Raw genomic sequence first — 23,209 nt, 5'->3', positions numbered from 1 at the left:
TCGCTTCGACAGCTACACAAGTAGCTGCCTACCCCTATTGGTTTGGCTTTGAGCGATGAGTACCGATAATTCCTTTTCCTCTTCCGGTGCAACGCTACCGCTTGGACAAGCGCGTGGACCGGCCTACTGGTTACGTTGCGGCGTCCAGCGCCTGGGTACGCTCTCTAGTGTGTCCGTGGGGCTGCTGGCACTGCTGTGGTTTGCGCTGACCCTGGGGGCGTACCCCTTGTTGATTCCGGATGAGGGGCGTTATGTCGGCGTGGCCCTGTCCATGCTGGAATCCGGTGATTATCTGGTGCCGCGTCTGGACGGCCTGCCGTTTTTCCATAAACCTCCCTTGCATTATTGGCTGACTGCCCTGAGCCTGAAAGTGTTGGGTGTGAATTTTGTGGCTGCTCGTCTGGTACCTGCCTTGATGGCGGCCTTGTTGATTGCCGGTATGCACGCGTTCTTGAAGCGTCATGCCAGCCAGCAACATGCGGGCTGGACGGCTTTGATTCTGGTCAGCAGCCCCTTGCTTTTCGGTGCTTCCCATTACGCCAATCTGGACATGACGGTTGCTGCCTTGATCAGTAGCTGTGTGCTCTTGGGTGGTCATGCTGCCTTGCAGATGGAGCAGGGGCGCTCCTATCGTTGGGCCTTGATGGGGCTGTATGCCACCGCAGGCCTGGCTTTTCTGGCAAAAGGCTTGATCGGGATTTTGATCCCCGGCGGTATCTTGGTGTTCTGGCTGCTGGGTCGAGGCCAGTGGCGTACGTTGTTGCGCCTGTTTTCTGTGACAGGCCTGGGGGTTTTGCTGCTGGTTGCCACGCCCTGGATGTGGGCCATGCAGGCGCGCTACCCCGGTTTTTTTGACTATTACATCGTCTATCAGCACTTCCAGCGTTTTCTGGAAACCGGCTTTAACAACCCTCAGCCTTTCTGGTTCTACTTTGCCCTGATGCCTGTTGCCACCTTGGGTTGGACGCCATTCTTGTTCAAGCGCTTTCGTGGTTCTGCTAATGCTTCCGACGGTTTGGGAGCAGTACGAGGCTTGATGCTGTCGGCATTGCTGACTGTGCTGGTTTTCTTTTCCGTTCCTACGTCCAAGCTGGTGGGCTATGTCCTGCCTGCGATTGGCCCTTGGGCTTTTTTTCTGGCGGATGTGGTGATTCGCCGCAGTCAGCGGGATGGGGAAGCAAAGGTAGAGCGCTTTGCGGTCTGGAGCCTGGGTGTTTGTGTTGCGATTTGTGCGTTTGCCGTGGTGACGATGATGTTGCGCCCACAGGTCAACAGTCAGGCCTTGGGCCGTGTACTGGCCAGTGAATACCAAAAGGGTGACCGTGTCGTCTTTCTGAATAATTACCGTTATGACCTGGGCTTCTATGTTCCGGGCCTGCAGAACATCAGCGTGATGGGACGCTGGGATGATCCGGAAATCATGCGCACCGATAGTTGGCGCAAGGAGCTGCTGGAGGCAGCTCGCTTTGAGCCGCAACGTGGGGCGCTGACCTTGATAGATCGGGCAACCCTTCGTCAGCAGTTATGTCGGGACAGCAAGGCGGTAGTCTGGTTGATCGGCTCGCCAGATGCCGTGCGCCAAAGCCAGGTGCTTAACCATGCTCAGCGCCTTTATGAAGATCAGCGTATTGCTCTGTGGCGCTTTGATCACGACGAGTACGAGCTTATGTGCGGCGGAACGCCCAAAGCCGCCCAGCCAGAAACGTCAGCACAGCCAAGCCGATAAGAATCAGGCCCAGCAGCAAGTCGTAGCGCAGACCAGAATGATTCAGTAAAAACGCATAGCTGGCTTCGTTGACGGCGAAGCCAGCGGCAGACACCAGAAAAAAACGTGTCAGAGCCGGCAGAAAGCGGGCATTCTGGGAGCGGAATGTCAGCCAGTAGTGGCCACCAAAGGACACCAGGAACGCAATCAACCAGCCAAAAAGATTGGCCAGCAGCGGAGACAGGCTCAGCGTTTGCACCAGGGCGATTACAATGCCCCAGTGCGTGAAGGCGGCCAAAGTGCCGACCAGTATGAACAGAATGATTTGACGAGACATAAAGCGGAGCGAGCAGTGGCCAAGGACAGGCAGATCAGTATATGCGCGGATGATTTTGGCATGGCCCCCGCCGTGGACGAGGCCATACTGAAATTGGCCCAGGCCCGACGCCTGACAGGAACATCCTGCCTGGTCGATGGGGACAGCTTTGTGCAAAATGCACCAGCACTGCGCCAGAGCACGCTGCAAAAAGGTTTGCACCTGAATTTTACCGAGTTTGCTTCCCAAGCGGGCGTGTATGCCATGCCGCTCAAGCAGGTGATTATCCGCAGCCTGCTGCATCGTCTGGATGATCAGAAGGTCAAGGATAGCGTGGCTCGCCAGCTGGATCGTTTTGAAGAGGTGATGGGGCAGGGCCCGGACTATATCGACGGGCATCAGCATGTGCATCAACTACCCATGATACGCGAGGCCTTGCTGGCGGAAATGGAGCGTCGTTACGCCGCTTCCATGCCCTGGCTGCGCTATACCGGTGCCCAGCGTCTGGCTACGGGTTTTGCGTTTAAAGACCGATTCAAGGCGCAGATTATTGCCGGGCTGGGTTCCAGAGATTTGTTGCGCCTGGCCAGAGCCAAAGGTGCCACCTTGAATAGCAGCTTTACCGGTGTATACGACTTTCAAGGTGGTAAGGAGCGCTACAGCGCCTTGGTCAAAGCCTGGCTGGCGGTGATGCAGCACGGGGACAGCATGATGTGCCATCCCTCCTTGAGCAGCGTGCAGGACGATCCTGTGGGCTTGCAACGTCAGGCAGAGTACGAGGTGCTGGCTGCCGATGAGATGCAGCAATGGCTGGATCAATACAGCCTGCGCATTGCCTGAGAAGGAAGATCAGAGCGTCTGGGCTGGCTGGCTTTGGCTGCCGTCACCCAGACTGCGCTGCATGATGACCACGTCAATCCACTGCTGGAATTTATAGCCTACCGCTGGCTGAGTACCTACATGGGCAAAGCCCAGCGAACGGTGCAGAGCAATCGAGCCCCGGCTGTCATGGCCGGAGATGATGGCCACCATTTGCCGCCACGGGCCTTTCTCGCATTCCAGCAGCAATTGTTCCAGCAAGGCTTTGCCCAGACCTTTGCCAATCTGACCTTGAGCCAGATAGATGGAGTCTTCTATCGTGAAGCGATAGGCCGGGCGGGAGCGATACGTTCCTGCGTAGGCATAGCCCACGATCTGCCCGTCCAGCTCTGCGACCAGCCAGGGCAAATTCTGCTCGCGCACTTGTGTGAAGCGGGCACGCATTTCCTGCTCGTCCGGTGGACGTTGTTCAAAGGTCGCCGTGCTGTGCAGCACGTGATAGGCATAGATGTTTTGCACTGCTGCCATATCGTCCAACGTGGCCTGACGTATCAACAAGGCACTGGCGTGATTGCCTTGCGGCAGGGAGGCAGAGAAAGGGGCTTGCGTACTATCGGGGGGGAACATACTATTTTTCCTTTGAACTGATTTAGTTTATCCCGATTTCAGGAGTTTCTATGTCCTTCCCGCACCAGTTTTTGACCGAGCAATTGGCCGTCGCCCCTCAATTATCGGGGGAGGACATGCAAGCCGTGGCCGATGCCGGTTTTAAAAGTGTCATCATCAACCGTCCCGATATGGAAGGCGGTCCCGACCAGCCCTTGTCGGCAGACGTGATGAAGGCCGCCCAGGCGGCAGGCTTGCAGGTGGAGTATCAGCCAGTAGTGGGTAGCGCTATTACTTCTGCTGATGTTGCCCGTTTTGGTCAATTGCTTGAAGCCTTGCCTGGCCCGACTTTGGCCTACTGCCGCACGGGTACTCGCTGTGCCGTATTGTTCCGCGCATTGAACGAATCCTGACCTGGCTCAAGGTTCAGGTCTGTACTAGCTTGTCCTGTGCCGGTATGCAGCGGTAAGCTATCTGTCTCCATTCAAAGGGGTTATGCCATGTTCAAGAAAATTCTGATTCCAACTGACGGTTCCGAGCTCTCCTCCCAAGCAGCCAACAAAGGCGTGACCTTTGCCCGCCAAATTGGTGCCGAGGTTCTGGCTTTGCACGTGACGCAGCCATTTGCTGCCACCGTTGGTTTTGATGGTATGGCTGCTGCCTACGCCATCACCGACGAGGACTACGACAAGACCGCCAAAGAACAGTCGCAGAAATACCTGCAACAAATTCTGGACCGTGCCGAGACCGCTGGCGTCAAGGCTACCGGCAAATCCGTATCGAACTTCAACGTGGCCGACGGTGTGGTTCAGGTTGCCGAGCAGGAAGGCTGCGATCTGATCTTTATCGGCAGTCACGGCCGCAGTGGTCTGTCCCGCCTGTTGTTGGGTAGCGTGACCATCAAGGTGCTGAATATGGCCAAGAACACCGTGCTGGTGTACCGCGTCAAAGAAAGCGATTAATCGTTTTTCAGCCCAAAGAAAAAGCCCGCCTAGGCGGGCTTTTCTGTGTCTGCGGCAAGTCTTATTGGCTGCGTGGCTCCAGTTGCTGTTTATGGGTCACGACTGCCTGCAAAACAATAGGCAGCAGCTCGCCATCTTCGCTTTTACCGCTGGGATTTTGTTCCACAAAATCCAGCAGGGAGCGGCGCATGCGCGGGTCCCAGAATTTCTGGATATGTTCCGCAATCTCGCGCAGTCCTTGCTCCCGATTGCTCAGGATTTCAAAGAACTGACCGATCTGGTTGGCCATGGGAATCAAAGGAACAATGTTCATGGTGATGTGGCCGAGCGTGACTCGGCAGAATTCAGATAATGGGGATGGCTGTACAGCGTGAAGCTGCGGTCACGGGCGAAGGCGGCCAGCATGACACCCAGTTCATCGGCAATCTGCACGGCATAGGCGGTGGGGGCGGAGACGGCCACCACAAAGTTGATGCCCATGGCAGCGGCCTTCTGGACCATCTCGAAGCTGGCACGGCTGGAGATCAGCACCATGCCAGAGCGGGGATCAATATCGTTGCGCAGCATGTGGCCCAGCAGCTTGTCCAGCGCGTTGTGGCGACCTACATCCTCACGCACGGCCAGGATATCGCCTTGCAGATTGCACCAGGCAGCCGCATGGGTAGCGCCCGTCAGACGATGCAAGGGCTGGCTGGAGCGCAAGGCATCCAGGGCCTGGAAGATGGCGGAAGCATCGGGGCGGTGCTCGGGAGCATCCAGACGGGGTAGCTGTCGGCGTACCTCGTCCAGACTTTCCAGACCACACAGGCCACAGCCTGTACGGCCAGCCAGCTGACGGCGACGCGCCTTGAGCTGATGCTGGCAAGCACTGGCAATCTCGATTTGCAGCAGGCTGCCGCGCTCGCCTTCCAGCACATCCACGCCGCGTATATCGTCAGCGGTACGGATGATGCCCTCGGTCATGGAAAATCCGTAAGCCAGATCCTCCAGATCGCTGGGGCTGCATAACAAGGCACTATGGCTGATGCCATTGAACTCCAGAGCCACGGCCTGTTCGCGCGCCAGCGCATCCTGATCCTCTTGGGGCAGGGTGTCAGCTTGTGCTTCTGCTGGGGTACGCGCCTGCCGCCATACGGTGGCAGGGGCGCTGGCATCACGAAAATCTGCCTGGCTCACGTGGGCAACTCCTTAGGGCCTGTTGGGACGCATCATACTTTCGCGACGGCCTCGGCATGCTCATGCGAATGGCTGTGATCCGCCTGGGCCAAATCCTCGGCCGGGACGGTCTCGCCTTGCAGGAGACGCTGCTGAATATCGTGGAAACGGTTCCAGCGATTTTGCCAGGCCGACTCGGAGGTCACGCGCTGAATCTGCACGGCCGTCACCTTGTACTCGGGGCAGTTGGTTGCCCAGTCCGAGTTGTTGGTGGTGACCACGTTGGCGCCCGACTCGGGAAAGTGGAAAGTAGTATAGACCACCCCTGGCTGCACTCGTTCGGTCACCGTCGCGCGCAGGGCGGTCTCGCCCGCACGGCTCTTGACCGAGACTTTGTCGCCACTGCGAATGCCACGATCTTCGGCATCCACCGGGTGAATTTCCAGCAAGTCCTCTGCATGCCAGGCCACGTTGTCGGTACGGCGGGTTTGTGCGCCCACGTTGTATTGCGACAGGATACGGCCGGTGGTCAGCAGCAAGGGGAACTTGCGGCTGCTGCGCTCTTCGGTGGGTACGTACTGAGTCAGCATGAAGCGGCCCTTGCCACGCACGAACTCGTCGATGTGCATGGTGGGGGTGCCTTCAGGCGCCTGTTCGTTGCAAGGCCATTGCACGCTGCCACCCAGTTCCTGGATGCGATCGTAAGACACGCCGGCAAAGGTCGGGGTCAGACGGGCGATCTCGTCCATGATCTGGCCGGGATGCTCGTAATTCATGGGGTAGCCCAAAGCACGGGCCAGGGCGCAGGTGACTTCCCAGTCGGCCATGCCCGCCTTGGGCTCCATCACTTTGCGTACGCGCGAAATGCGGCGCTCGGCGTTGGTGAAGGTGCCGTCTTTTTCCAGGAAGGATGAACCGGGCAGGAACACGTGGGCGTACTTGGCGGTTTCGTTCAGGAACAGATCCTGTACCACCACACACTCCATGGCAGCCATGGCGGCGGCCACGTGCTGGGTGTTCGGGTCGGACTGAACAATGTCTTCGCCCTGGCAGTACAGCCCCTTGAAGCTGCCACTCAAGGCGGCGTCAAACATATTGGGAATGCGCAGACCGGGTTCAGATTGCAGAGATACGCCCCAGGCCTCTTCAAACTGCTGGCGTACGCTGGTGTCGGAGACGTGACGGTAGCCGGGGAACTCGTGCGGGAAGGAGCCCATATCGCAGGAGCCTTGCACGTTGTTCTGACCACGCAGCGGGTTCACACCCACACCTTCGCGGCCTACGTTGCCGGTGGCCATGGCCAGGTTGGCAATGGCCATCACAGTGGTGGAGCCCTGGCTGTGTTCTGTCACACCCAGACCGTAGTAGATCGAACCGTTACCGCCGGTGGCGTATAGACGGGCTGCGCCACGGATGTCGTCGGCGGACACACCGCAGATCTCGGCCATGGCTTCCGGCGAGTTCTGGGGCTGGCTGACAAAGCTGCGCCATTCATTGAAGGCCGCGGTATCGCAGCGTTCGGCCACATAGGCCTCGTTCACCAGATTTTCGGTGACGATCACGTGGGCCATGGCGGTCAGCATGGCGGTGTTGGTGCCTGGACGCAGGGGCAGGTGATAGTCGGCCTGGATGTGCGGCGAGCTGACCAGTTCAGTTTGACGCGGGTCGATCACGATCAGGCGGGCACCCTGGCGCAGGCGACGTTTCAGGCGCGACGCAAATACGGGGTGAGCGGCGCTGGGGTTGGCACCCATAACGATCACTACGTCGGTGTGCATCACCGAGTCAAAGGTTTGCGTACCGGCGGACTCACCCAGGGTCATCTTCAGACCGTAGCCGGTCGGGGAGTGACACACGCGGGCACAGGTGTCCACGTTATTGGTACCAAAGGCGGCACGAACCAGCTTTTGCACCAGATAGGTTTCTTCGTTGGTGCAACGCGAGGAGGTGATACCGCCCACCGCGTCACGACCGTGCTGATCCTGAATGCGACGGAACTCGGAGGCGGCGTAATTGATGGCCTCGTCCCACGACACTTCCTGCCAGGGGTCCGTAATGCTCTTGCGTATCATGGGGCTCAGGATACGGTCCTGGTGCGTGGCGTAACCCCAGGCGAAACGACCTTTCACGCAGGCGTGGCCACGGTTGGCCTTGCCGTCTTTCCAGGGTGTCATGCGAATGACTTTGTCGCCCTTCATCTCGGCCTTGAAGCCGCAACCGACACCGCAATAGGCGCAGGTGGTGATGACGGCGTGCTCGGGCTGACCCAGGTCGATAACCGACTTTTCCATCAAGGAAGAAGTCGGGCAGGCCTGGACACAAGCACCGCAGGAGACGCAATCGCTGCCCAGAAAACCATCGTTCTGGCCGGCAGTGACGCGCGATTCAAAACCACGCTTGTCGATGGTCAATGCAAAGGTGCCCTGAACTTCCTCACAGGCGCGCACGCAGCGATTGCAGACAATGCATTTGCTGGAGTCGTAGGCAAAGTAAGGGTTGGAATTGTCGGTAGTATCGTCCAGGTGGTTGGCACCATCAAAGCCATAGCGCACGCTGCGCAGGCCCACCACACCGGCCATGTCTTGCAGTTCGCAATTGCCGTTGGCAGGACAGGTCAGGCAGTCCAGCGGGTGATCGGAGATGTACAGCTCCATCACGTTGCGGCGCAGCTTGTGCAGGGTGTCGTTTTCGGTTTGGACGACCATGCCTTCTTCCACCAGGGTGGTGCAGGAAGCAGGGTGGCCGCGACGGCCTTCAATGTCCACCAGGCACAGACGGCAGGAGCCAAAGGCCTCCAGCGAATCGGTGGCGCACAGCTTGGGAATATTGATACCGGCCAAGGCGGCTGCGTGCATCACGGAAGTGCCGACGGGCACTTCAATCAATTTGCCATCGATGGTCAGGTTGACCATCTCGGTCTGGGTCGAGGCTGGGGTGCCCAGGTCACGTTCGCGTACGGCGACTGTTTCTTTCATGGTGATCTCCGTCTTAGACCTTGGCCAGGTCCTGCTCGGTTTGCGGGGCCAGTCCAAAATCCTGGGGGAAGTGTTCCAGCGCGGACAGGACGGGATAAGGGGTCATGCCGCCCAAGGCGCACAAGGACCCGGAGAACATGGTGTCGCACAGGTCGCGCAGCAGCTCGACATGGTTATCCATGTCTTCGCGGCGACGGATCTTCTGGATGGTCTCCACACCACGCGTAGAGCCGATGCGACAGGGTGTGCATTTGCCACAGGATTCGATGGCACAGAATTCCATGGCGTACTGCGCCATGTGGGCCATGTCCACCGTATCGTCAAAAGCCACCAGGCCACCGTGGCCGACCATGGCATTGATCTTCATGTAGGCTTCGTAGTCCAGCGGGACATCCCACTGGTGTTCGGGCAGATAGGCTCCCAAGGGGCCACCGACTTGCACTGCACGCAAGGGACGACCGCTGGCACTGCCACCACCGTAGTCGTACAGCAATTCGCGCAGGGTGACGCCAAAGGCTTTTTCCACCAGGCCACCGTTTTGCAGATTGCCGGTCAATTGGAATGCTAGCGTGCCACGCGAGCGGCCCATGCCGTAGTTCTGGTAGTAAGCACCGCCCTTGGCCAGAATAACTGGCACGGAAGCCAGGGACACTACGTTATTGATGACCGTAGGCTGACCAAACAAACCTTTGATGGCGGGCAGAGGCGGTTTCACACGCACCATGCCACGCTTGCCTTCCAGACTGTCGAGCAGGGCGGTTTCTTCACCACAGATGTAGGCGCCGGCTGCCTTGCGTACTTCCAGATCGAACTCGCAGCCGCTGCCTTGAATGTTCTTGCCCAGCCAGCCTGCTGCGCGCGCCGCCACGATGGCTTCGTTCAACGCTTGCACGGCCAGAGGGTATTCGGAACGCACGTAGATGTAGCCATAGGTCGCACCTACAGCCAGCCCGGCAATCGCCATGCCTTCAACCAGGCACAGCGGATCGCCTTCCATCAGCATGCGGTCGGAGAAAGTGCCCGAGTCGCCTTCGTCGGCATTACAGACAATGTATTTCTGCTGTGCCGGGGTGTTCAGTACCGTGTTCCATTTGATGCCGGTCGGGAAAGCCGCACCGCCACGACCTCGCAGGCCGGAGTCGGTCACTTCTTTCACAATGGCGGCCGGTTCCATGCTCAGCGCCTTGCGCAAACCTTCGAAGCCACCACAGGATTGGTAATCGGCCACGCTGACCGGATCAATAATCCCCACACGGGCAAAAGTCAGGCGTTCCTGATTCTTCAGGTAAGGGATGGCGTCCGTCAGACCGTGGCACAACTTATGTGCACCGCCTTGCAGAAAACCAGCGTCGAACAGACCGGGCAGATCTTCAGTCTGGACAGGGCCGTAAGCGACGCGGCCTTCAGCCGTTTGCACTTCCACCATGGGCTCCAGCCATAGCAAACCACGCGAGCCATTGCGCACAATCTGCACATCCAGACCGCGCTCCTGAGCCTGGGCCGCCAGTTGCTGGGCAATCTCATGGGCGCCCATGGCGACCGCTGCGGTGTCGCGCGGAACGTAAACGGTAATGGTGCTCATGACTGGGCCTCCTGGCTGCTTAGCAGGGCATCCAGTTTTTCGGGGGTGACGCGTGCATGGGGTACGCCATCGAGCATGACGGCGGGGGACTGAGCACAGAGGCCCAGACAGTAGACAGGCTCCAGCGTGTACTGGCCGTCGTCGCTGTTTTCATGGAAGTCGCAGTTCAGGCGGCGACGGGCATGAGCCGTCAGCTCCAGCCCGCCCCGCGCCTGACAGGCTTCTGCCCGGCAGATTTCCAGGGTATGAGTCGCGTGGGGCTGGGTGCGGAAATGGGCGTAAAAAGAGATAACGCCATGGATTTCCGCACGGGACAGAGCCAGCTGTTCGGCCAGCACCGGCACCACGGACTCGGGAATACAGGCAATCCGGTCCTGAATCGTGTGCAAAATAGGCAACAGGTTACCTTTCTGGCCGGCGTGCTCCTGCACGGCCTGCAAGGCGACCTCTTCAGGAGCCAGACCTGACAGGTCCTGCTCCTGGTGATGAGGGGTTGTTTGCATGTCCTGTGTGCGCGGTGCCCGAATAGGGTGCCTGCGCCTCCATATTTTTTATGCACAGACGTGCATATTATTTGACAGTGTTTTCCCTTGTAATCTAACCACTTAAGTCCATAACTTCAATAAGCAATATTTCGCATATATAATGTTTGGTACATGCAGCACAAAACATAAATACGAAAACACACTGGTCTTAAAAACACATGACCAAACAGAAATTCAAAGCCCGGCTGCGCTCTGAATGGATTCTGGAAAATGCAGACGGCGTGGACCTTCCCATGGGGGATGTGTTGCGTTTGTTGGGTGCCATCGAGCGACTGGGGCACTTGGCGGGAGCCAGCAAGGAATGCCAGTTTTCCTACAGACATGCCTGGGGCTTGTTGCGTAATGCCGAAAAACAGTTTGATGCGGCCCTGCTGGAAACCTCCCGGCGCAAAGGCACCAAACTGACCGAGTTCGCCCAGCGTTTGCTGTGGGCGAATCGGCGACTGGATGCGCGTCTGACGCCAACCCTGGAGAGCATGGCTTCCGAGCTGGAAGAGGAGCTGGGCCGCTTGTATGCGCAGCCTCTGGACCGTTTGCGCTTTCAGGCCAGTCACGGATTTGCGATTGAAGGCCTGATGCGCTTTGCCAATGAGCACGATGGTCTGCCGCTGGAGCTGCGCTACCGCACAGCCATTGAAGCGCTGGCTTCGCTGGAGCGCGGGGATTGCGATCTGGCCGGTTTTCAGGTTCCGGTGGGTGAGTTCGAGGTGGCTGCCATGCGCCGTTATGGGCAGTGGCTGTCTCCAGCGCGTCACAGGCTGATTTTCCTTTCCACTCGCCGGACCGGCTTGTTTGTGGAGAAGGGCAATCCCAAGAACATCACCGGCATGGCGGACTTGTTGCGGCCCGATGTGCGCTTTGTGAACCGTCAGATGGGGTCCAGTACCCGCTTTCTGGCGACCTTGCTGCTGGGGCAGTTAGGGGTAAACACGAATGCGGTGCTGGGTTTTGAAACAACAGAATTGACACATATGGCGGTGGCGGCTCACGTTGCCAGTGGCATGGCCGATACCGGCCTGGGTGTGGAAACAGCTGCCAGCCGATGCGGGCTGGAGTTCATTCCCCTGGCCCAGGAGCGTTATTTCATTGCGGTCGAGCAAGAAGCGCTGGATAAGGCTCCTATGCAGGAACTGATGAACGTGATTGGCGGTTCCGCGTATAGTCAATTCATGGAAGGTCTGGTGGGTTACGACCCACGGGGTTTGGGACAGATCATGACGCTGGAACAGGCATTCGGGCAGGCTGCCGACATGCTCTGGCGTTAGACCCCATTGCATGACGAAAACACACACCATGAGACGGGGACGAACCCTGTCCTTGAAAAAGAGAACACCATGAGCGATGAGCATGGGCCAAAACGTGAACCGGTGTCTGTAGACCAGGTTCAGTACAGGCCATATCAAGAAGCAGCTCCCCCAGGTTCCGAGGCCCGGCCCTTGGAGCCGAGTGACCCGCAGCCTGCTGGAGCGGGGGTTATGCCGTCCGGCATCGAGCAGGGGGCGCAAGCGGGTGCTGCAGAGCCTGCACGCCGCCCGACCGTGCGGATTGCCGCTGTGTCAGGGCAACCTTTGGACAAGCGTCACCGCCCATTTCGTGACCTGCGCATTTCCCTGACCGACAAGTGCAATTTCCGCTGTACCTACTGTATGCCGCGGGAAGTCTTTGGCACGGACTACGAGTTCCTGCCTCATTCTTCCCTGCTCAGTTTTGAAGAGATTGAGCGCGTAGCACGGCAGGCCGTTGCTCTGGGCGTGCGCAAGCTGCGCCTGACGGGTGGCGAACCGCTATTGCGTCGAAATATTGAAGTGCTGATTGCCATGTTGGCCAAGCTGCGTACACCGGAAGGTGATGCGGTGGAGCTGACTTTGACCACCAATGGCACCTTGCTGGGTCGCAAGGCTCAGGCCTTGAAAGACGCGGGGCTGAATCGTGTCACCGTCAGCTTGGACGCCTTGGACGATGCCCGTTTTACTCAATTGAGTGATAGCGGCGTGTCGGTCTCCACCGTACTGGATGGCATTGCCAAGGCACAGGCCGTGGGTTTGAGCCCGGTAAAGGTCAATATGGTGGTGCGCAAAGGGCTGAACGATGATCAGATCTTGCCCATGGTGGAGCACTTCAAAGGCTCGGGCCAGATTCTGCGTTTTATTGAATATATGGACGTGGGCACCAGCAATGGCTGGAATCTGCAAGAAGTGCTCAGCGGTGCGGAGATTGTGGAACGTATCCAGTCCCGGTTCGAGCTGGAGCCAGTGGCCGCCCAATACCGTGGCGAAGTCGCCAGCCGCTGGCGCTTCAAGGATGGGACGGGCGAAGTTGGCGTGATCACCAGCGTCACTCAACCCTTCTGTGGAGACTGCTCGCGCATGCGTCTTTCGCCCGAAGGACGCCTGTTTCTGTGCCTGTTTGCTTCCCAGGGTTATGATGTCCGGGCGCAATTGCGCTCGGGTGCGTCCGACGAACAGTTAGCCGCCTATATGCACGGCGTCTGGACGGGACGGCAGGACCGATATTCCGAGATTCGGGGTGAGCAAACCACGAGTCGTGACCGTATCGAAATGAGTTATATCGGCGGATGATAAGCACACAGGACATCAGCGGTATTGTGCTGGCGGGCGGACGAGCCCGCCGTTTTGATTTGTCGGGCCAGATCGATAAAGGCTTGCTGCTCTTGCAGGGTCAGCCTTTGGTGCAGCATCTGGTACGTCGCTTGCGTCCGCAGGTGGGGACTATCCTGATCAGTGCCAATCGCAATCCCGAGCAGTATGTCCATTGGGGGCGTGTGGTCCCTGATGCCTTGGAGCTGGAGGGCTATCTGGGTCCGCTGGCCGGTTTGGCCAGTGTGCTGGATCAGATCAGTACGCCGTGGGCCTTGTCCTGCCCGGTGGATTTGCCTTTTGTGCCAGTGGATCTGGGCAAGCGTTTGATCAAGGCCGTTGAGGAGCAGGGCGCTGTGGCTGCCTACGCGCAGGCAGAGCGTAGCCACCCTTTATGCCTGTTACTGCGCACCGATCAGGCTGCGGGCCTGAAAGACTATCTGCTTAGCGGCGAGCGCCGTGTCATGAGCTGGCTGGAGAGCATAGGTGCGGTGGAAGTGGATTTCCGCGATGCGCCTGAACATGCTTTTTTCAATATCAACACGCCGCAGGATCTGGATCAGGCGCAAAGCTGGTAAGCCTGTTGCAGTGGCTTTGCTGCGCAAGTATTGATGAGCAGAGGAAAACAGAGGCGGGGTTGGCTGTTCGTGCGTGAGCGGTCCGTTATGCGGCCCTCCTGAGCAGTAGGCTGTCTCTACGTGAAGTATCTTTAAATAGCTCCAAACCAAACCAAACCAAAACAAACAACACAAAAAAACCGCCCTGATCAGGGCGGTTTTTGTATGGCAAGGCCAAAGCGTGAATAAGCGTCCGAGCTTATGCCTGCCACTGGCTGTATTCGTACAGACGCACCACATCGCCGGGGGCGATATGAGAGTCAGCAGGGATACGTGCCAGCGCTTGTGCCCAAGGCAAGGAGCTGATGACGCCCGAACCCTGATTGTCGAAGGGGCGCACCAACAGGCGGCCTTGCTCGTCGTTGTTTACTTGTACGCGGATGAATTCTTCGCGGTCACCTTCAAAGTGGCGGTCACCTTGCAGCACGCCGTAACGTGTGGTCGGCAGCACGTGCTGCCGACCTTGCAGACGACGAATCAGCGGCGAAACCATCAAGGAAAACACGGCGTAAGAAGATACCGGATTGCCGGGCAGGCAGACCAGCGGCTTGTCGGCAATGTAGGCCAGCGCCAGCGGTTTGCCCGGCTTCATGCGCACTTTCCACAGATCCAGATGGCCGCCTATGCCTTCGATGGCAGGCTTCACAAAGTCTTTTTCCCCGACCGAGACACCGCCTACGGTCAGTACCAGGTCGCAGCGTTGCAGCAGCTCTTTCAGGGCGTCCTGAATGGCTTCCAGCGTGTCTTTGGCATGCACCGCATGCACAGTTTCAACACCCAGCGCCTGCAGCTGCGCACGCAGCATGGGGGCGTTGGAGTTGTAGATCTGGCCGGCTTTCAAAGGCTGGCCAGCAGGAGTCAGCTCGTCGCCTGTGGTCAGAATGCCGACGGTCAGCAGCGGGTACACCTGTAGCTGAGCATGGCCTTGCGCAGCCAGCTGAGCAATATGGGCTGCGGTCAGTTTGGTGCCTGTTGTGATCAGCACTTCACCAATGCGCATGTCCTCGCCCCGGCGGCGGATGTTCACGCCAGCCACGGGCATTTCCAGAATGCGCACACCTTGTTCGTCTTCCTGGCAGTTTTCCTGAATCACCACCGTGTCCGCACCGGGTGGCAGCATGCTGCCGGTAAAGATGCGAATCGCCATGTTCTCTTTCAGTGTTTCAGGAATGTCGCCGGCATAGCAGCGCTGCTGAATGGGCAGGGCCTTGCCATCGGCAATATCCGCCAGGCGCAGGGCATAGCCATCCATGGCGCTATTGTCGGCGGGCGGCATGTCCAGCTGGGCTTGAATATCCTGGGCCAGAATGCGTCCCAAGGCTTGCGACAGATCGCAGGTTTCGGTTTGGGTGGGAACTTGCCCTGCCTGGGCCAGCCTTTGCTGTGCTACGTCAAATTCGATCATAGGATGGATAAATTCGATAAAACAATTCGTGGCTCGGTGCGTCAGAGCACGGTGGAAAGGAGGTCGTTCGGGAGCTGTCGCTGTCATACCGTTGCAGGTATCAGGGCTTGGCTGGCTCCAGATATTCAGAGGCAAAATTGCAAGGGCGATGGTGGCTGTCCAACTGCTCTTTCAAGATTTTTTCCCAAGCCAGCTTGCACGCACCGCCCGAGCCGGGAATGCAGAACAGCAAGGTTCGGTTGGCTGTTCCCGCCAGAGCATCGGATTGCAGGGCAGAGGAACCAATATCCTGATAGGACAAGTAGCGGAACTGCTCGCCAAAGCCGGTAATGACCTGATCGAGCAAAGGCGTGACCGCCGCAATCGTGGATTTCTTATGGCTGAAACCGGTACCGCCATTGCAAATAATGACATTGATTTCCGGGTCCAGAATCCATTGGCTGAGCAGGGCGCGGATGGCGTAGATATTGTCCCTGCTGATGGCGCGCTGCACGCAGTAATGGCCGCTGTCAGTCAGGCTGGCCGCCAGATAATCGCCGGAGGTGTCATCATCCGGGCCACGGCGGTCCGAAATGGTCAGCACAGCAGCGTTCAGGCGAACAGCGGGTAAATCGGTCTTGGCTTTAGACATGCTTGTCGGTGTCCGCAGAGGTATTCCAGGAGTCCGTTTTCTGGGCGTCGCTGTCGCGCTGCTGTACCCAGAAACGCTTGCCGTCAGCCAGGGTTTCGCGCTTCCAGAAAGGGGCGCGGGTTTTCAGCACGTCCATGATGAATTCGCAGGCGCGAAAAGCGTCGCCACGGTGGGCGCTGGTGACGCCAACATAAACGATTTGTTCGGTCAGGTGCAGTTCGCCCACGCGGTGCACGACCAGCGTATCCAGTATGGGCCAGCGTTGACGGGCCTGATCGCAAACCGCTTCAATTTCGCGCTCGCACATGCCGGGGTAGTGTTCCAGGAACAGGGATTCGGTGGCGGTGCCATCGGCCTGATCGCGCACATAACCGGTAAATGTCACCATGGCACCGGCCTTGCCGCCAGCCGTGGTGCGCAGCTCGGCATTCAGGGCGGCAACATCAAAATCTTCAGTCTGGATGCGAATCATCTCAACCTCCGGTGACGGGCTCGAACACAGCCACTTCATCGCCGGGGCGGACAGGGTCGGTAGGCTTGGCGTGAAACTGGTTGACGGCCACATGCAGGCGGCCGGCCATATCGCTTAAATTCGGGTGGCGTTGCAGCAGGGCCTCGGTCCATTGCTGGACGGTGCCTTCCTGGGGCCATTCCCAGTTTTCCTGGCGCTGGCCTGTGCGTTCGGCCACTTGGGCGAAGTACAGGACGCGCAATGTCAAAGGGCTTGTCATGCTATCTCCGTGAGAGGGCTTAGAGCTGGGCAGTCCAGGTCCCGCTTTTGCCGCCGGTTTTCTCCAGCAAACGGGTCTGTTCGATCACAATGCCTTTGTCGGCCGCTTTGCACATATCGTAAATGGTCAGGGCGGCAATGGAGCAGGCCGTCATGGCTTCCATCTCTACGCCGGTGGTGTAGCGGGTGCGGCAGGTGGCCAGCACGGCAATGGTGCCTGCTGCGGCGTCGCTTTCAAAATCAATGCCGACAAAATCCAGGGGCAGGCTGTGGCACATGGGAATCAGTTCGGCACAGCGCTTGGCGGCCAGCACACCGGCCACGCGTGCGGTGTTCAGCACTTCGCCCTTGGCATTGTGCTGAGCCGACAGCAACTGGTAAGCAGCGGGACTCAAACGCACCACGGCGCGGGCCGTGGCCGAGCGGGAGGTGGCGGATTTGTGGCTGACATCGACCATCTGAACTTTTCCATCTTCATCCAGATGGGAAAGGTGCAAATCTGTGTTTTCGGTAGTGGTGCTCATGATCGCTCCGGGACCGGGCCTAGTGCGCGGTTCTAATTGTTTATGGTTGCATTATATACACCCGGCGCGGTGGCTCTGGCTAAGGCCCCGGCGGGTTGCGGTCTTCCCGCAAGCGGGCCGGGTCCAGCAGTCGGGCCAGTTCGATCAGGGTGCGAGCCTGCATTTTTTCCAGTGCCCGAGCGCGGTGCACTTCCACGGTGCGCATGGTGATGCTCAGGTCCTGAGCAATCTGCTTGTTCAGCCGTCCCTCCAGGGCCAGGGCCAGCACTTCGCGCTCGCGCTGCGACAGGGTGTCCAGCCGCTCCTCCAGTGCCTGCTCGTTGTCCCGTTCTTCCTGACTGGCTTCGTAGCTGCGCAGCACGTCCAGTACCCGGTCCACCAGATCGTTATCGTTAAAGGGCTTTTCGATGAAATCCGCCGCGCCTTGTTTCAGCGCGGTCACGGCCAGGGGCAGGTCGCCGTGGCCGGTCAGGAAAATAACGGGCAGACGGGATTGGCGCTCGCGCAATTGCTCGAACACTTCCAGGCCGGACAGTCCATCCATACGTATGTCGAGCAGGATGCAGCCCTGCGTCTCGGGGCTCAGGGAATTCAGAAAAGCCTCGCCGCTGTCCCAGAGTTCGGTGTTGACCTGACGGGTGGAGAACAGCCAGGCCAGGGCATCGCGGATGGCCGGGTCGTCGTCCACGATGTGGACCAAAGGAGCGCGCTTAGTCATGTTCGATCAAGGGTAGGGAAAACAGGAAAGTGGCACCGTGGGGAACCCCGTTTTCAAACCAGAGTTTGCCATGGTGCAACTCCACAATGGAGCGGCAAATATTCAAGCCAATACCCAGGCCTTGGGCTTTGGTGGTGGTAAAGGCCTGGAACACTTCTGCCATGATAGTTGCTGCCACGCCGGGGCCCTGGTCGGCCACCATCACCAGCACGACACCATTGCTGGCCTGCATGGTCACTTCCAGTACCCGGCGTTCTGGCTCCAGGCCCGACATGGCTTCGGCGGCATTGCGCAGCAGGTTGAAAATCAGTTGTTCCAGCAGTACCTTGTCGCCCATTACGGGCAGGTTTTCGGGGTGGGAGGGCACAATCAATTGAATCTGGTGATGGCGCAGACCTGCCTTGGCCATGGCCAAGGCGCCTTGCAAGGCATCGGGCAAATTCAGAGGGCTAAGCTGCGGATCGCGCTTGCGCACAAAGTCGTGAATGCGGTGGATGATCTGCCCTGCGCGGCGGGTTTGTTCCGCCAGGCTTTCCAGACCGCGACGCAGTTGTTTCGGGTCCAGCGGTTCATTTCCCAGCAGGTTCAGGGAACCAGCCGCATAGCTGGCAATGGCCGAGAGCGGCTGGTTTAGCTCGTGGGCCAGTGTGGAGGCCATTTCACCCATGGTAATGAGCTTGGCCGTGTGGTGGAGTTGTTCGGATTGGGAACTGGCCAGGGCTTCGGCCTGCTTGCGCGAGCTGATATCGATGATGGAACTGATCCAGCCCACGTGCCGTTTTTGCGCGTCAATCAGCGGGGATTCAAAGACCTGCACATCAACACGTGAGCCGTCCGGGCGCTGGAACAGGGTGTCAAAAACTTGCACCGAGCGGGAGGATTTCAGTCGATCTCGACGCTCCAGTGTTTCATCCATCATCTCCGGCACCCACCAGGGCATGGGTGGGGCCAGACCAATAATTTCTTCGCTGCTGCGGCCCACCAGTTCGCAAAACGCCGGGTTCACATACAGCACCTTGCCGTCTAGATCGCGGGCGCGCATGCCAGTCACCATGGAGTTTTCGATTGCGCTGCGAAAGGCTTGCTCCTGCATCAGGGCCAGCTCGGCTTCACGGCGCTTGCGGGCGTAGTGATGTTGCATCGCCAGGTTCACCACAGCCAGCAGGGCCAGGCCCGCAATCACGGTCAGTAGCAAGGTGAAGGTGGGGATGTTCTTTTGCGGGTAAGGCGTCATCAGCAAACGCACACCATGCAAGGGCGGGTCTACCGACATGGCGTAGCGCAACTGGCTTTCGCCCGGCTCGCCTTTGGAGCGTGTGGCCAGCGTCTGGTCGCTTTGGTCGATCAGGGAGACGTGATATTGCTCGGCAATCCACCAGGGCACGTTTTCCATCAGGATGGTGGCCAGGGAAAAGGTGGCGCGCAAGGTGCCGACAATATCGTTGTCTTCGTAGATCGGAACCACCAGGTCCAGCACGCTTTCCTGGTGTTCATTGGAGTAGTAGGCCGGTAGCCAGGTGGACGTGCGCGGCGTGCTGACGTGGGCTGCAATCCGGGTATCAGCACCGGGCGGGCGCACCAGCAAGGTGGTGCCAAAGCGATCCTGCACGGCCACTTTCAGCAGATCCGGGTGGATGGTCTTGAAGTGCTGTAATTGCGTCAGCGCGGTCTGGGTCGTGACGGGCTGGGACTGGACTTCAATTTCGCTGGCAATGCGGCTTAAATTGTTCTCGTGCGAGCGCAGCTGAAAGGACAGGGATTGCTCCACCCACAAGGCATTGCGTATCAGCTCGTTGGACTGCTCCTCATCCCGTTCCTTATTGACCGCCCAGGCAAACACGCCCATCAGCAGCACAATAATCAGGATGGCCAAAATAGGCACATAGGTGCTGATCGGGTAGGCCGCCAGAGTGCGCGAGGCCGCTTGGCGTATGAATCCGGACGGACGGGCAAGACGCATCATGACAAAAGGTTTCGGATTTCCACAATAGATAATTCGGGACCGCTTTTTTAAGCTACACGCTTTCAAGCACATCAATCAATAAAACGTGTCGGCTCTTAACCGACCGGAGGCAAACATGAAAAAGACCCTTGTGGCCAGCTTGCTGGCGTCCGTATTCTTGTCCGCGCCTGTTCTGGCTAACCCCATGATCATCAAGTTCAGCCACGTTGTATCGCCAGATACACCCAAGGGCAAGGGCGCCGTGCGCTTTAAGGAACTGGCCGAAAAGTACACCGAGGGCAAGGTGGTTGTCGAGGTCTACCCGAACTCGCAACTGTACAAGGACAAGGAAGAACTGGAAGCCCTGCAACTGGGCGCCGTGCACATGCTGGCTCCGTCGCTGGCCAAGTTTGGCCCTCTGGGCGTGCGCGAATTTGAAGTGTTCGACCTGCCTTTCATTTTTCAGAACCGTGAGGACCTGCGTAAGGTGACTGAAGGTCCTGTAGGCCGCATGTTGCTGGACAAGCTGGAGCCCAAGGGCATCAAGGGTCTGTCCTACTGGGATAACGGCTTCAAGGTCATGAGCGCCAACACGCCCCTGAAAAGCGTGGATGATTTCCTGGGTCTGAAGATGCGCATCCAGTCCTCCAAGGTTCTGGAAGCCCAGTTCAAGGCACTGGACGCTGTGCCTCAGGTGATGGCTTTCTCCGAGGTGTACCAGGCTCTGCAAACGGGTGTGGTCGACGGCACCGAGAACCCGCCATCGAACATGTACACCCAGAAAATGCACGAAGTGCAAAAGCACGCCACCGTGTCCAACCACGGTTACCTGGGTTATGCCGTGATCGTGAACAAGAAGTTCTGGGAAGGTCTGCCTGACGATATTCGCCAAGGCATGGAAAAAGCCATGGAAGAAGCCACGGTTTACGCCAACGACATTGCTGAGCAAGAGAACAACGATTCCATGAAGGCCATGGAAGAGTCCGGCAAGACCCAGTTCTACCAACTGAGCGATGCCGAGCGTCAGGAATGGGTCAAGCAGCTGCGTCCCGTGCACAAGGAAATGGCTTCGCGTATCGGCCAGGACGTGATCGACGCCTTCTACAAGGCTACCGAATAAAGCCTGCTTCATCTGATTGTCTTGTACAGGTCTGATTCAGACCTGTTCTTCTTTTCTTCCCGCTACATGCTTGTGTCTGCCCGGCCCCCGGGCGGGCAGACTGTAGTCTGGAGCTACCCATGTTTTTACGATTTCTGGACCGCTTTGAGGAAATGTTCATCTCATTTCTGATGGTGGCGGCCGTAGTGATTATTTTTGTAGCGGTCTGCCAGCGCTACTCGGTCAGCCTGCTGGCTGATCTGGTGTCCTGGTCGCGGGCTCAGGGTTATGAGTCCATTACCGCCATGGCCCGTTCTACCTACCGAAGCGTGGCCGGCGTCAACTTGCTCTGGGCACAGGAGCTGTGCATTTACCTGTTTGTCTGGATGGCCAAGTTCGGCGCCGCTTACGGCGTTCGTGTTGGTATCCACGTGGGTGTGGACGTGCTGGTAAACGCTGTGGGCCCACGCTGGCGTCATCTGCTGGTGGTGATTTCCCTGTTCGCCGGTGCCTTGTTCACAGCCATTGTTGCCTGGATTGGTGGCCGCTTTGTGTATGGCATTGCCCAGACTGCTCAGGTGTCGGCTGACCTGGAAGTGCCGGTATGGATTGTGTATCTGGCGGTGCCCGCGGGCTCCTTGCTGATGTGCTTCCGCTTCCTGCAAGCCTTGATGAACTTTATCCAGACGGGCCATTTGCCTCATCACGAGCCTGCGGCGGATCTGATCGCTGAAACAGAGCGCGGTGTGTCTGAATCCGAAGGAGCGCGCGCATGACCGCCCTGATTATTTTTGCCTTGCTGGCTATCCTGTTGCTGACAGGCATGCCGGTATCGATTGCCCTGGGTCTGACGGTGATGGGTTTCCTGTTCACCATGACCGAAGTACCGATGGATAGTATTGCGCTCAAGCTGTTCACCGGGATCGAGAAGTTCGAGATCATGGCGATTCCGTTCTTCATCCTGGCCGGTAGCTTCCTCACGCATGGCGGGGTCGCACAACGCATGATTCGCTTTGCCGCTTCCATGGTCGGCCACTTGCCCGGCGGCATGGGTCTGGCTGCGGTGCTGGCTTGCGCCCTGTTTGCGTCTATCAGTGGTTCCTCGCCTGCCACGGTGGCGGCCATTGGTTCCATCATGATTCCGGCCATGGTCAAACAAGGCTACCCCGTGCAATTCGGGACTGGCATTGTGGCGACTTCCGGCGGTCTGGGCATCTTGCTGCCACCCTCGATTGTGATGGTGATGTACGCCGTGGCAACCAGCGGCATGATGGTTGAAGGCCCGGATGGGGTCAAAGTCGGTACGGCTTCTATTGGTCAGCTGTTTATTGCCGGTGTGGTTCCGGGTTTGATTCTGGCGTTTTTCCTGGGTGCAACCACCATGTTCCGCGCCTGGAAACTGGGTTACCCCCGTATGCCCCGCGCATCCTACAAGGAACGCTGGCGTGCCTTCATGGACTCCATCTGGGGCCTGATGCTGATCGTTATCGTGATGGGCGGGATTTACTCCGGTGTGTTCACGCCTACCGAAGCAGCAGCTATCAGTGCGGTTTACGCCTTTGTGATTGCGGTCTGGGTCTACAAGGACGTGAAGCTGCGCGAGGTCAAACGCATTGTGCTGGAATCGGCAGCCATGAGTGCCATGCTGCTGTACATCATCACCAACGCGGTCATGTTCGCCTTCATTCTGACGTCCGAGCAGATTCCACAGGCCATCGCGGAATGGATCGTGTCGCAAGGCATGGGCCTGATCGCCTTCCTGCTGTTCGTGAACGTCCTGTTGCTGGTGATCGGTATGGTGATGGAGCCCTCGGGACTGATTCTGATCATGGCTCCCATCCTGTTCCCTGTCGCCATGAAGCTGGGCATGGACCCGGTTCACTTTGGCATCATGCTGGTGGTGAACATGGAGATTGGGCTGGCGACACCACCAGTGGGTTTGAACCTGTATGTGGCGTCCAGCATATCGAAGTTGGGCCTGACCGAAGTTACCAAGTCCACATTGCCTTGGTTGCTGACTGGTTTGGCCTTCCTGTTGATGATTACCTTCGTACCTGAAATTACGCTTTGGCTGCCCCGCATGATGGGATGGCTGTAGTAGTCCTGATCGCTATCCGCGAGCAGGGCAAGGTGAGCCCATGATGTGGCAGTACGGCTTGATGCAAGCTGCGCAAGACGTGAATCACCTTGAAGGCCGGGCAAAAAGCCCGGCTTTTTTTTGTCGCTGGGCCGTCCCAAGGCAAACGCTCCCCCTCGGGGGGCGGCAAGCAAAAGGCGTAGC

At 58.3% G+C, this 23,209-nt stretch carries 24 protein-coding genes; 10 read left to right on the top strand and 14 right to left on the bottom strand.

The window, feature by feature from the left end; translation table 11 throughout:
* Positions 1-55 precede the first annotated feature (55 nt).
* Positions 56-1,726, top strand: coding sequence for an ArnT family glycosyltransferase (locus tag ACFPDR_RS12020; RefSeq protein ID WP_376911163.1), 1,671 nt, complete (start codon positions 56-58; stop codon positions 1,724-1,726).
* On the opposite strand, the gene ACFPDR_RS12015 is transcribed toward ACFPDR_RS12020, so the two are convergent.
* On the bottom strand, positions 1,665-2,042 hold the full coding sequence (locus ACFPDR_RS12015) for a GtrA family protein (RefSeq protein ID WP_022983235.1): 378 nt from the start codon (positions 2,040-2,042) through the stop codon (positions 1,665-1,667). The two genes, ACFPDR_RS12020 and ACFPDR_RS12015, sit on opposite strands and share 62 nt — an antisense overlap.
* 60 nt (positions 2,043-2,102) lie before the next feature.
* Between ACFPDR_RS12015 and ACFPDR_RS12010 the strand changes: the two genes are divergently transcribed.
* Positions 2,103-2,861 carry a ChbG/HpnK family deacetylase gene (locus ACFPDR_RS12010; RefSeq protein WP_080748027.1) on the top strand — a complete coding sequence of 253 codons (759 nt, stop codon included), beginning with the start codon at positions 2,103-2,105 and terminating at the stop codon, positions 2,859-2,861.
* Positions 2,862-2,870: 9 nt separating this feature from the next.
* Here the strand turns inward: ACFPDR_RS12010 and ACFPDR_RS12005 are convergent, their stop codons facing one another.
* On the bottom strand, positions 2,871-3,467 hold the full coding sequence (locus tag ACFPDR_RS12005; RefSeq protein ID WP_060186302.1) for a GNAT family N-acetyltransferase: 597 nt from the start codon (positions 3,465-3,467) through the stop codon (positions 2,871-2,873).
* A 50-nt stretch (positions 3,468-3,517) separates the two neighbouring features.
* Between ACFPDR_RS12005 and ACFPDR_RS12000 the strand changes: the two genes are divergently transcribed.
* Complete coding sequence (locus tag ACFPDR_RS12000) at positions 3,518-3,859, top strand: TIGR01244 family sulfur transferase (protein ID WP_009463890.1); 342 nt, start codon at positions 3,518-3,520, stop codon at positions 3,857-3,859.
* 87 nt (positions 3,860-3,946) lie between these two features.
* Positions 3,947-4,408 carry a universal stress protein gene (locus tag ACFPDR_RS11995; protein ID WP_035271213.1) on the top strand — a complete coding sequence of 154 codons (462 nt, stop codon included), beginning with the start codon at positions 3,947-3,949 and terminating at the stop codon, positions 4,406-4,408.
* A gap of 61 nt (positions 4,409-4,469) precedes the next feature.
* Here the strand turns inward: ACFPDR_RS11995 and ACFPDR_RS11990 are convergent, their stop codons facing one another.
* The 5 genes from ACFPDR_RS11990 to ACFPDR_RS11970 are packed head-to-tail and all read right to left on the bottom strand — an operon-like array spanning position 4,470 to position 10,623.
* On the bottom strand, positions 4,470-4,721 hold the full coding sequence (locus ACFPDR_RS11990) for a formate dehydrogenase subunit delta (protein WP_009463888.1): 252 nt from the start codon (positions 4,719-4,721) through the stop codon (positions 4,470-4,472).
* Positions 4,718-5,584, bottom strand: a complete 867-nt coding sequence (gene fdhD / locus ACFPDR_RS11985) for a formate dehydrogenase accessory sulfurtransferase FdhD (RefSeq protein WP_060186303.1) — start codon at positions 5,582-5,584, stop codon at positions 4,718-4,720. Before fdhD ends, ACFPDR_RS11990 begins: the two co-directional genes overlap by 4 nt.
* 32 nt (positions 5,585-5,616) lie before the next feature.
* Positions 5,617-8,538 (bottom strand): formate dehydrogenase subunit alpha, encoded by a 2,922-nt coding sequence (gene fdhF / locus ACFPDR_RS11980; protein ID WP_060186304.1) that lies wholly within the window; start codon positions 8,536-8,538, stop codon positions 5,617-5,619.
* 13 nt (positions 8,539-8,551) lie between these two features.
* On the bottom strand, positions 8,552-10,120 hold the full coding sequence (locus tag ACFPDR_RS11975) for a formate dehydrogenase beta subunit (protein ID WP_239055134.1): 1,569 nt from the start codon (positions 10,118-10,120) through the stop codon (positions 8,552-8,554).
* Positions 10,117-10,623 (bottom strand): formate dehydrogenase subunit gamma, encoded by a 507-nt coding sequence (locus tag ACFPDR_RS11970; protein WP_060186306.1) that lies wholly within the window; start codon positions 10,621-10,623, stop codon positions 10,117-10,119. The genes ACFPDR_RS11975 and ACFPDR_RS11970 overlap by 4 nt, the downstream gene beginning before the upstream one ends.
* 200 nt (positions 10,624-10,823) lie before the next feature.
* Here ACFPDR_RS11970 and ACFPDR_RS11965 point away from each other — a divergent pair, with 200 nt between their 5' ends.
* The 3 genes from ACFPDR_RS11965 to mobA all read left to right on the top strand — a co-directional run bounded on the left by ACFPDR_RS11965 (position 10,824) and on the right by mobA (position 13,840).
* Entirely contained in the window at positions 10,824-11,930 is a 1,107-nt protein-coding gene (locus ACFPDR_RS11965) for a substrate-binding domain-containing protein (RefSeq protein WP_022983231.1), read from the top strand.
* A gap of 210 nt (positions 11,931-12,140) precedes the next feature.
* Complete coding sequence (gene moaA, locus ACFPDR_RS11960; protein WP_080748026.1) at positions 12,141-13,244, top strand: GTP 3',8-cyclase MoaA; 1,104 nt, start codon at positions 12,141-12,143, stop codon at positions 13,242-13,244.
* A complete protein-coding gene (mobA, locus tag ACFPDR_RS11955) occupies positions 13,241-13,840 on the top strand; it encodes a molybdenum cofactor guanylyltransferase MobA (RefSeq protein WP_115634241.1) in 600 nt (199 codons plus the stop codon). The genes moaA and mobA overlap by 4 nt, the downstream gene beginning before the upstream one ends.
* 238 nt (positions 13,841-14,078) lie before the next feature.
* Here mobA and glp read toward each other — a convergent pair whose 3' ends face one another.
* The 7 genes from glp to ACFPDR_RS11920 form a co-directional block, all read right to left on the bottom strand.
* Positions 14,079-15,284: a gephyrin-like molybdotransferase Glp gene (glp, locus tag ACFPDR_RS11950; protein WP_376911162.1), complete on the bottom strand. Its 1,206-nt coding sequence runs from the start codon at positions 15,282-15,284 to the stop codon at positions 14,079-14,081.
* A gap of 100 nt (positions 15,285-15,384) precedes the next feature.
* Positions 15,385-15,915, bottom strand: coding sequence for a molybdenum cofactor synthesis domain-containing protein (locus tag ACFPDR_RS11945; protein WP_060186308.1), 531 nt, complete (start codon positions 15,913-15,915; stop codon positions 15,385-15,387).
* On the bottom strand, positions 15,908-16,387 hold the full coding sequence (locus ACFPDR_RS11940; protein ID WP_376911161.1) for a molybdenum cofactor biosynthesis protein MoaE: 480 nt from the start codon (positions 16,385-16,387) through the stop codon (positions 15,908-15,910). The genes ACFPDR_RS11945 and ACFPDR_RS11940 overlap by 8 nt, the downstream gene beginning before the upstream one ends.
* A 1-nt stretch (position 16,388) precedes the next feature.
* The gene (gene moaD / locus ACFPDR_RS11935; RefSeq protein WP_009463873.1) at positions 16,389-16,646 is read right to left on the bottom strand and encodes a molybdopterin converting factor subunit 1; all 258 of its coding nucleotides are present in this window, start codon (positions 16,644-16,646) and stop codon (positions 16,389-16,391) included.
* A gap of 19 nt (positions 16,647-16,665) precedes the next feature.
* Complete coding sequence (gene moaC / locus ACFPDR_RS11930) at positions 16,666-17,169, bottom strand: cyclic pyranopterin monophosphate synthase MoaC (protein WP_009463872.1); 504 nt, start codon at positions 17,167-17,169, stop codon at positions 16,666-16,668.
* Between the two features lie 79 nt (positions 17,170-17,248).
* Entirely contained in the window at positions 17,249-17,887 is a 639-nt protein-coding gene (locus tag ACFPDR_RS11925) for a response regulator transcription factor (RefSeq protein WP_137430698.1), read from the bottom strand.
* Entirely contained in the window at positions 17,880-19,850 is a 1,971-nt protein-coding gene (locus tag ACFPDR_RS11920) for a PAS domain S-box protein (protein ID WP_052159349.1), read from the bottom strand. Before ACFPDR_RS11920 ends, ACFPDR_RS11925 begins: the two co-directional genes overlap by 8 nt.
* A 115-nt stretch (positions 19,851-19,965) precedes the next feature.
* Here ACFPDR_RS11920 and ACFPDR_RS11915 point away from each other — a divergent pair, with 115 nt between their 5' ends.
* The 3 genes from ACFPDR_RS11915 (at position 19,966) to ACFPDR_RS11905 (ending at position 23,026) form a co-directional block, all read left to right on the top strand.
* Positions 19,966-20,949 carry a TRAP transporter substrate-binding protein gene (locus tag ACFPDR_RS11915; RefSeq protein ID WP_026485094.1) on the top strand — a complete coding sequence of 328 codons (984 nt, stop codon included), beginning with the start codon at positions 19,966-19,968 and terminating at the stop codon, positions 20,947-20,949.
* Between the two features lie 119 nt (positions 20,950-21,068).
* Positions 21,069-21,704 (top strand): TRAP transporter small permease, encoded by a 636-nt coding sequence (locus ACFPDR_RS11910; RefSeq protein WP_035271196.1) that lies wholly within the window; start codon positions 21,069-21,071, stop codon positions 21,702-21,704.
* The gene (locus tag ACFPDR_RS11905; protein WP_035271195.1) at positions 21,701-23,026 is read left to right on the top strand and encodes a TRAP transporter large permease; all 1,326 of its coding nucleotides are present in this window, start codon (positions 21,701-21,703) and stop codon (positions 23,024-23,026) included. The genes ACFPDR_RS11910 and ACFPDR_RS11905 overlap by 4 nt, the downstream gene beginning before the upstream one ends.
* Positions 23,027-23,209 lie beyond the last annotated feature (183 nt).

Origin of the sequence: Alcaligenes sp. GCM10023179 (assembly GCF_042653705.1) — a bacterium.
In the GTDB taxonomy this organism is placed as follows: Bacteria; Pseudomonadota; Gammaproteobacteria; order Burkholderiales; family Burkholderiaceae_B; genus Alcaligenes; species Alcaligenes phenolicus.
The sequence above is the reverse complement of the archived record's forward strand: the minus strand, read 5'-3'. Positions and strand labels throughout refer to the sequence as shown.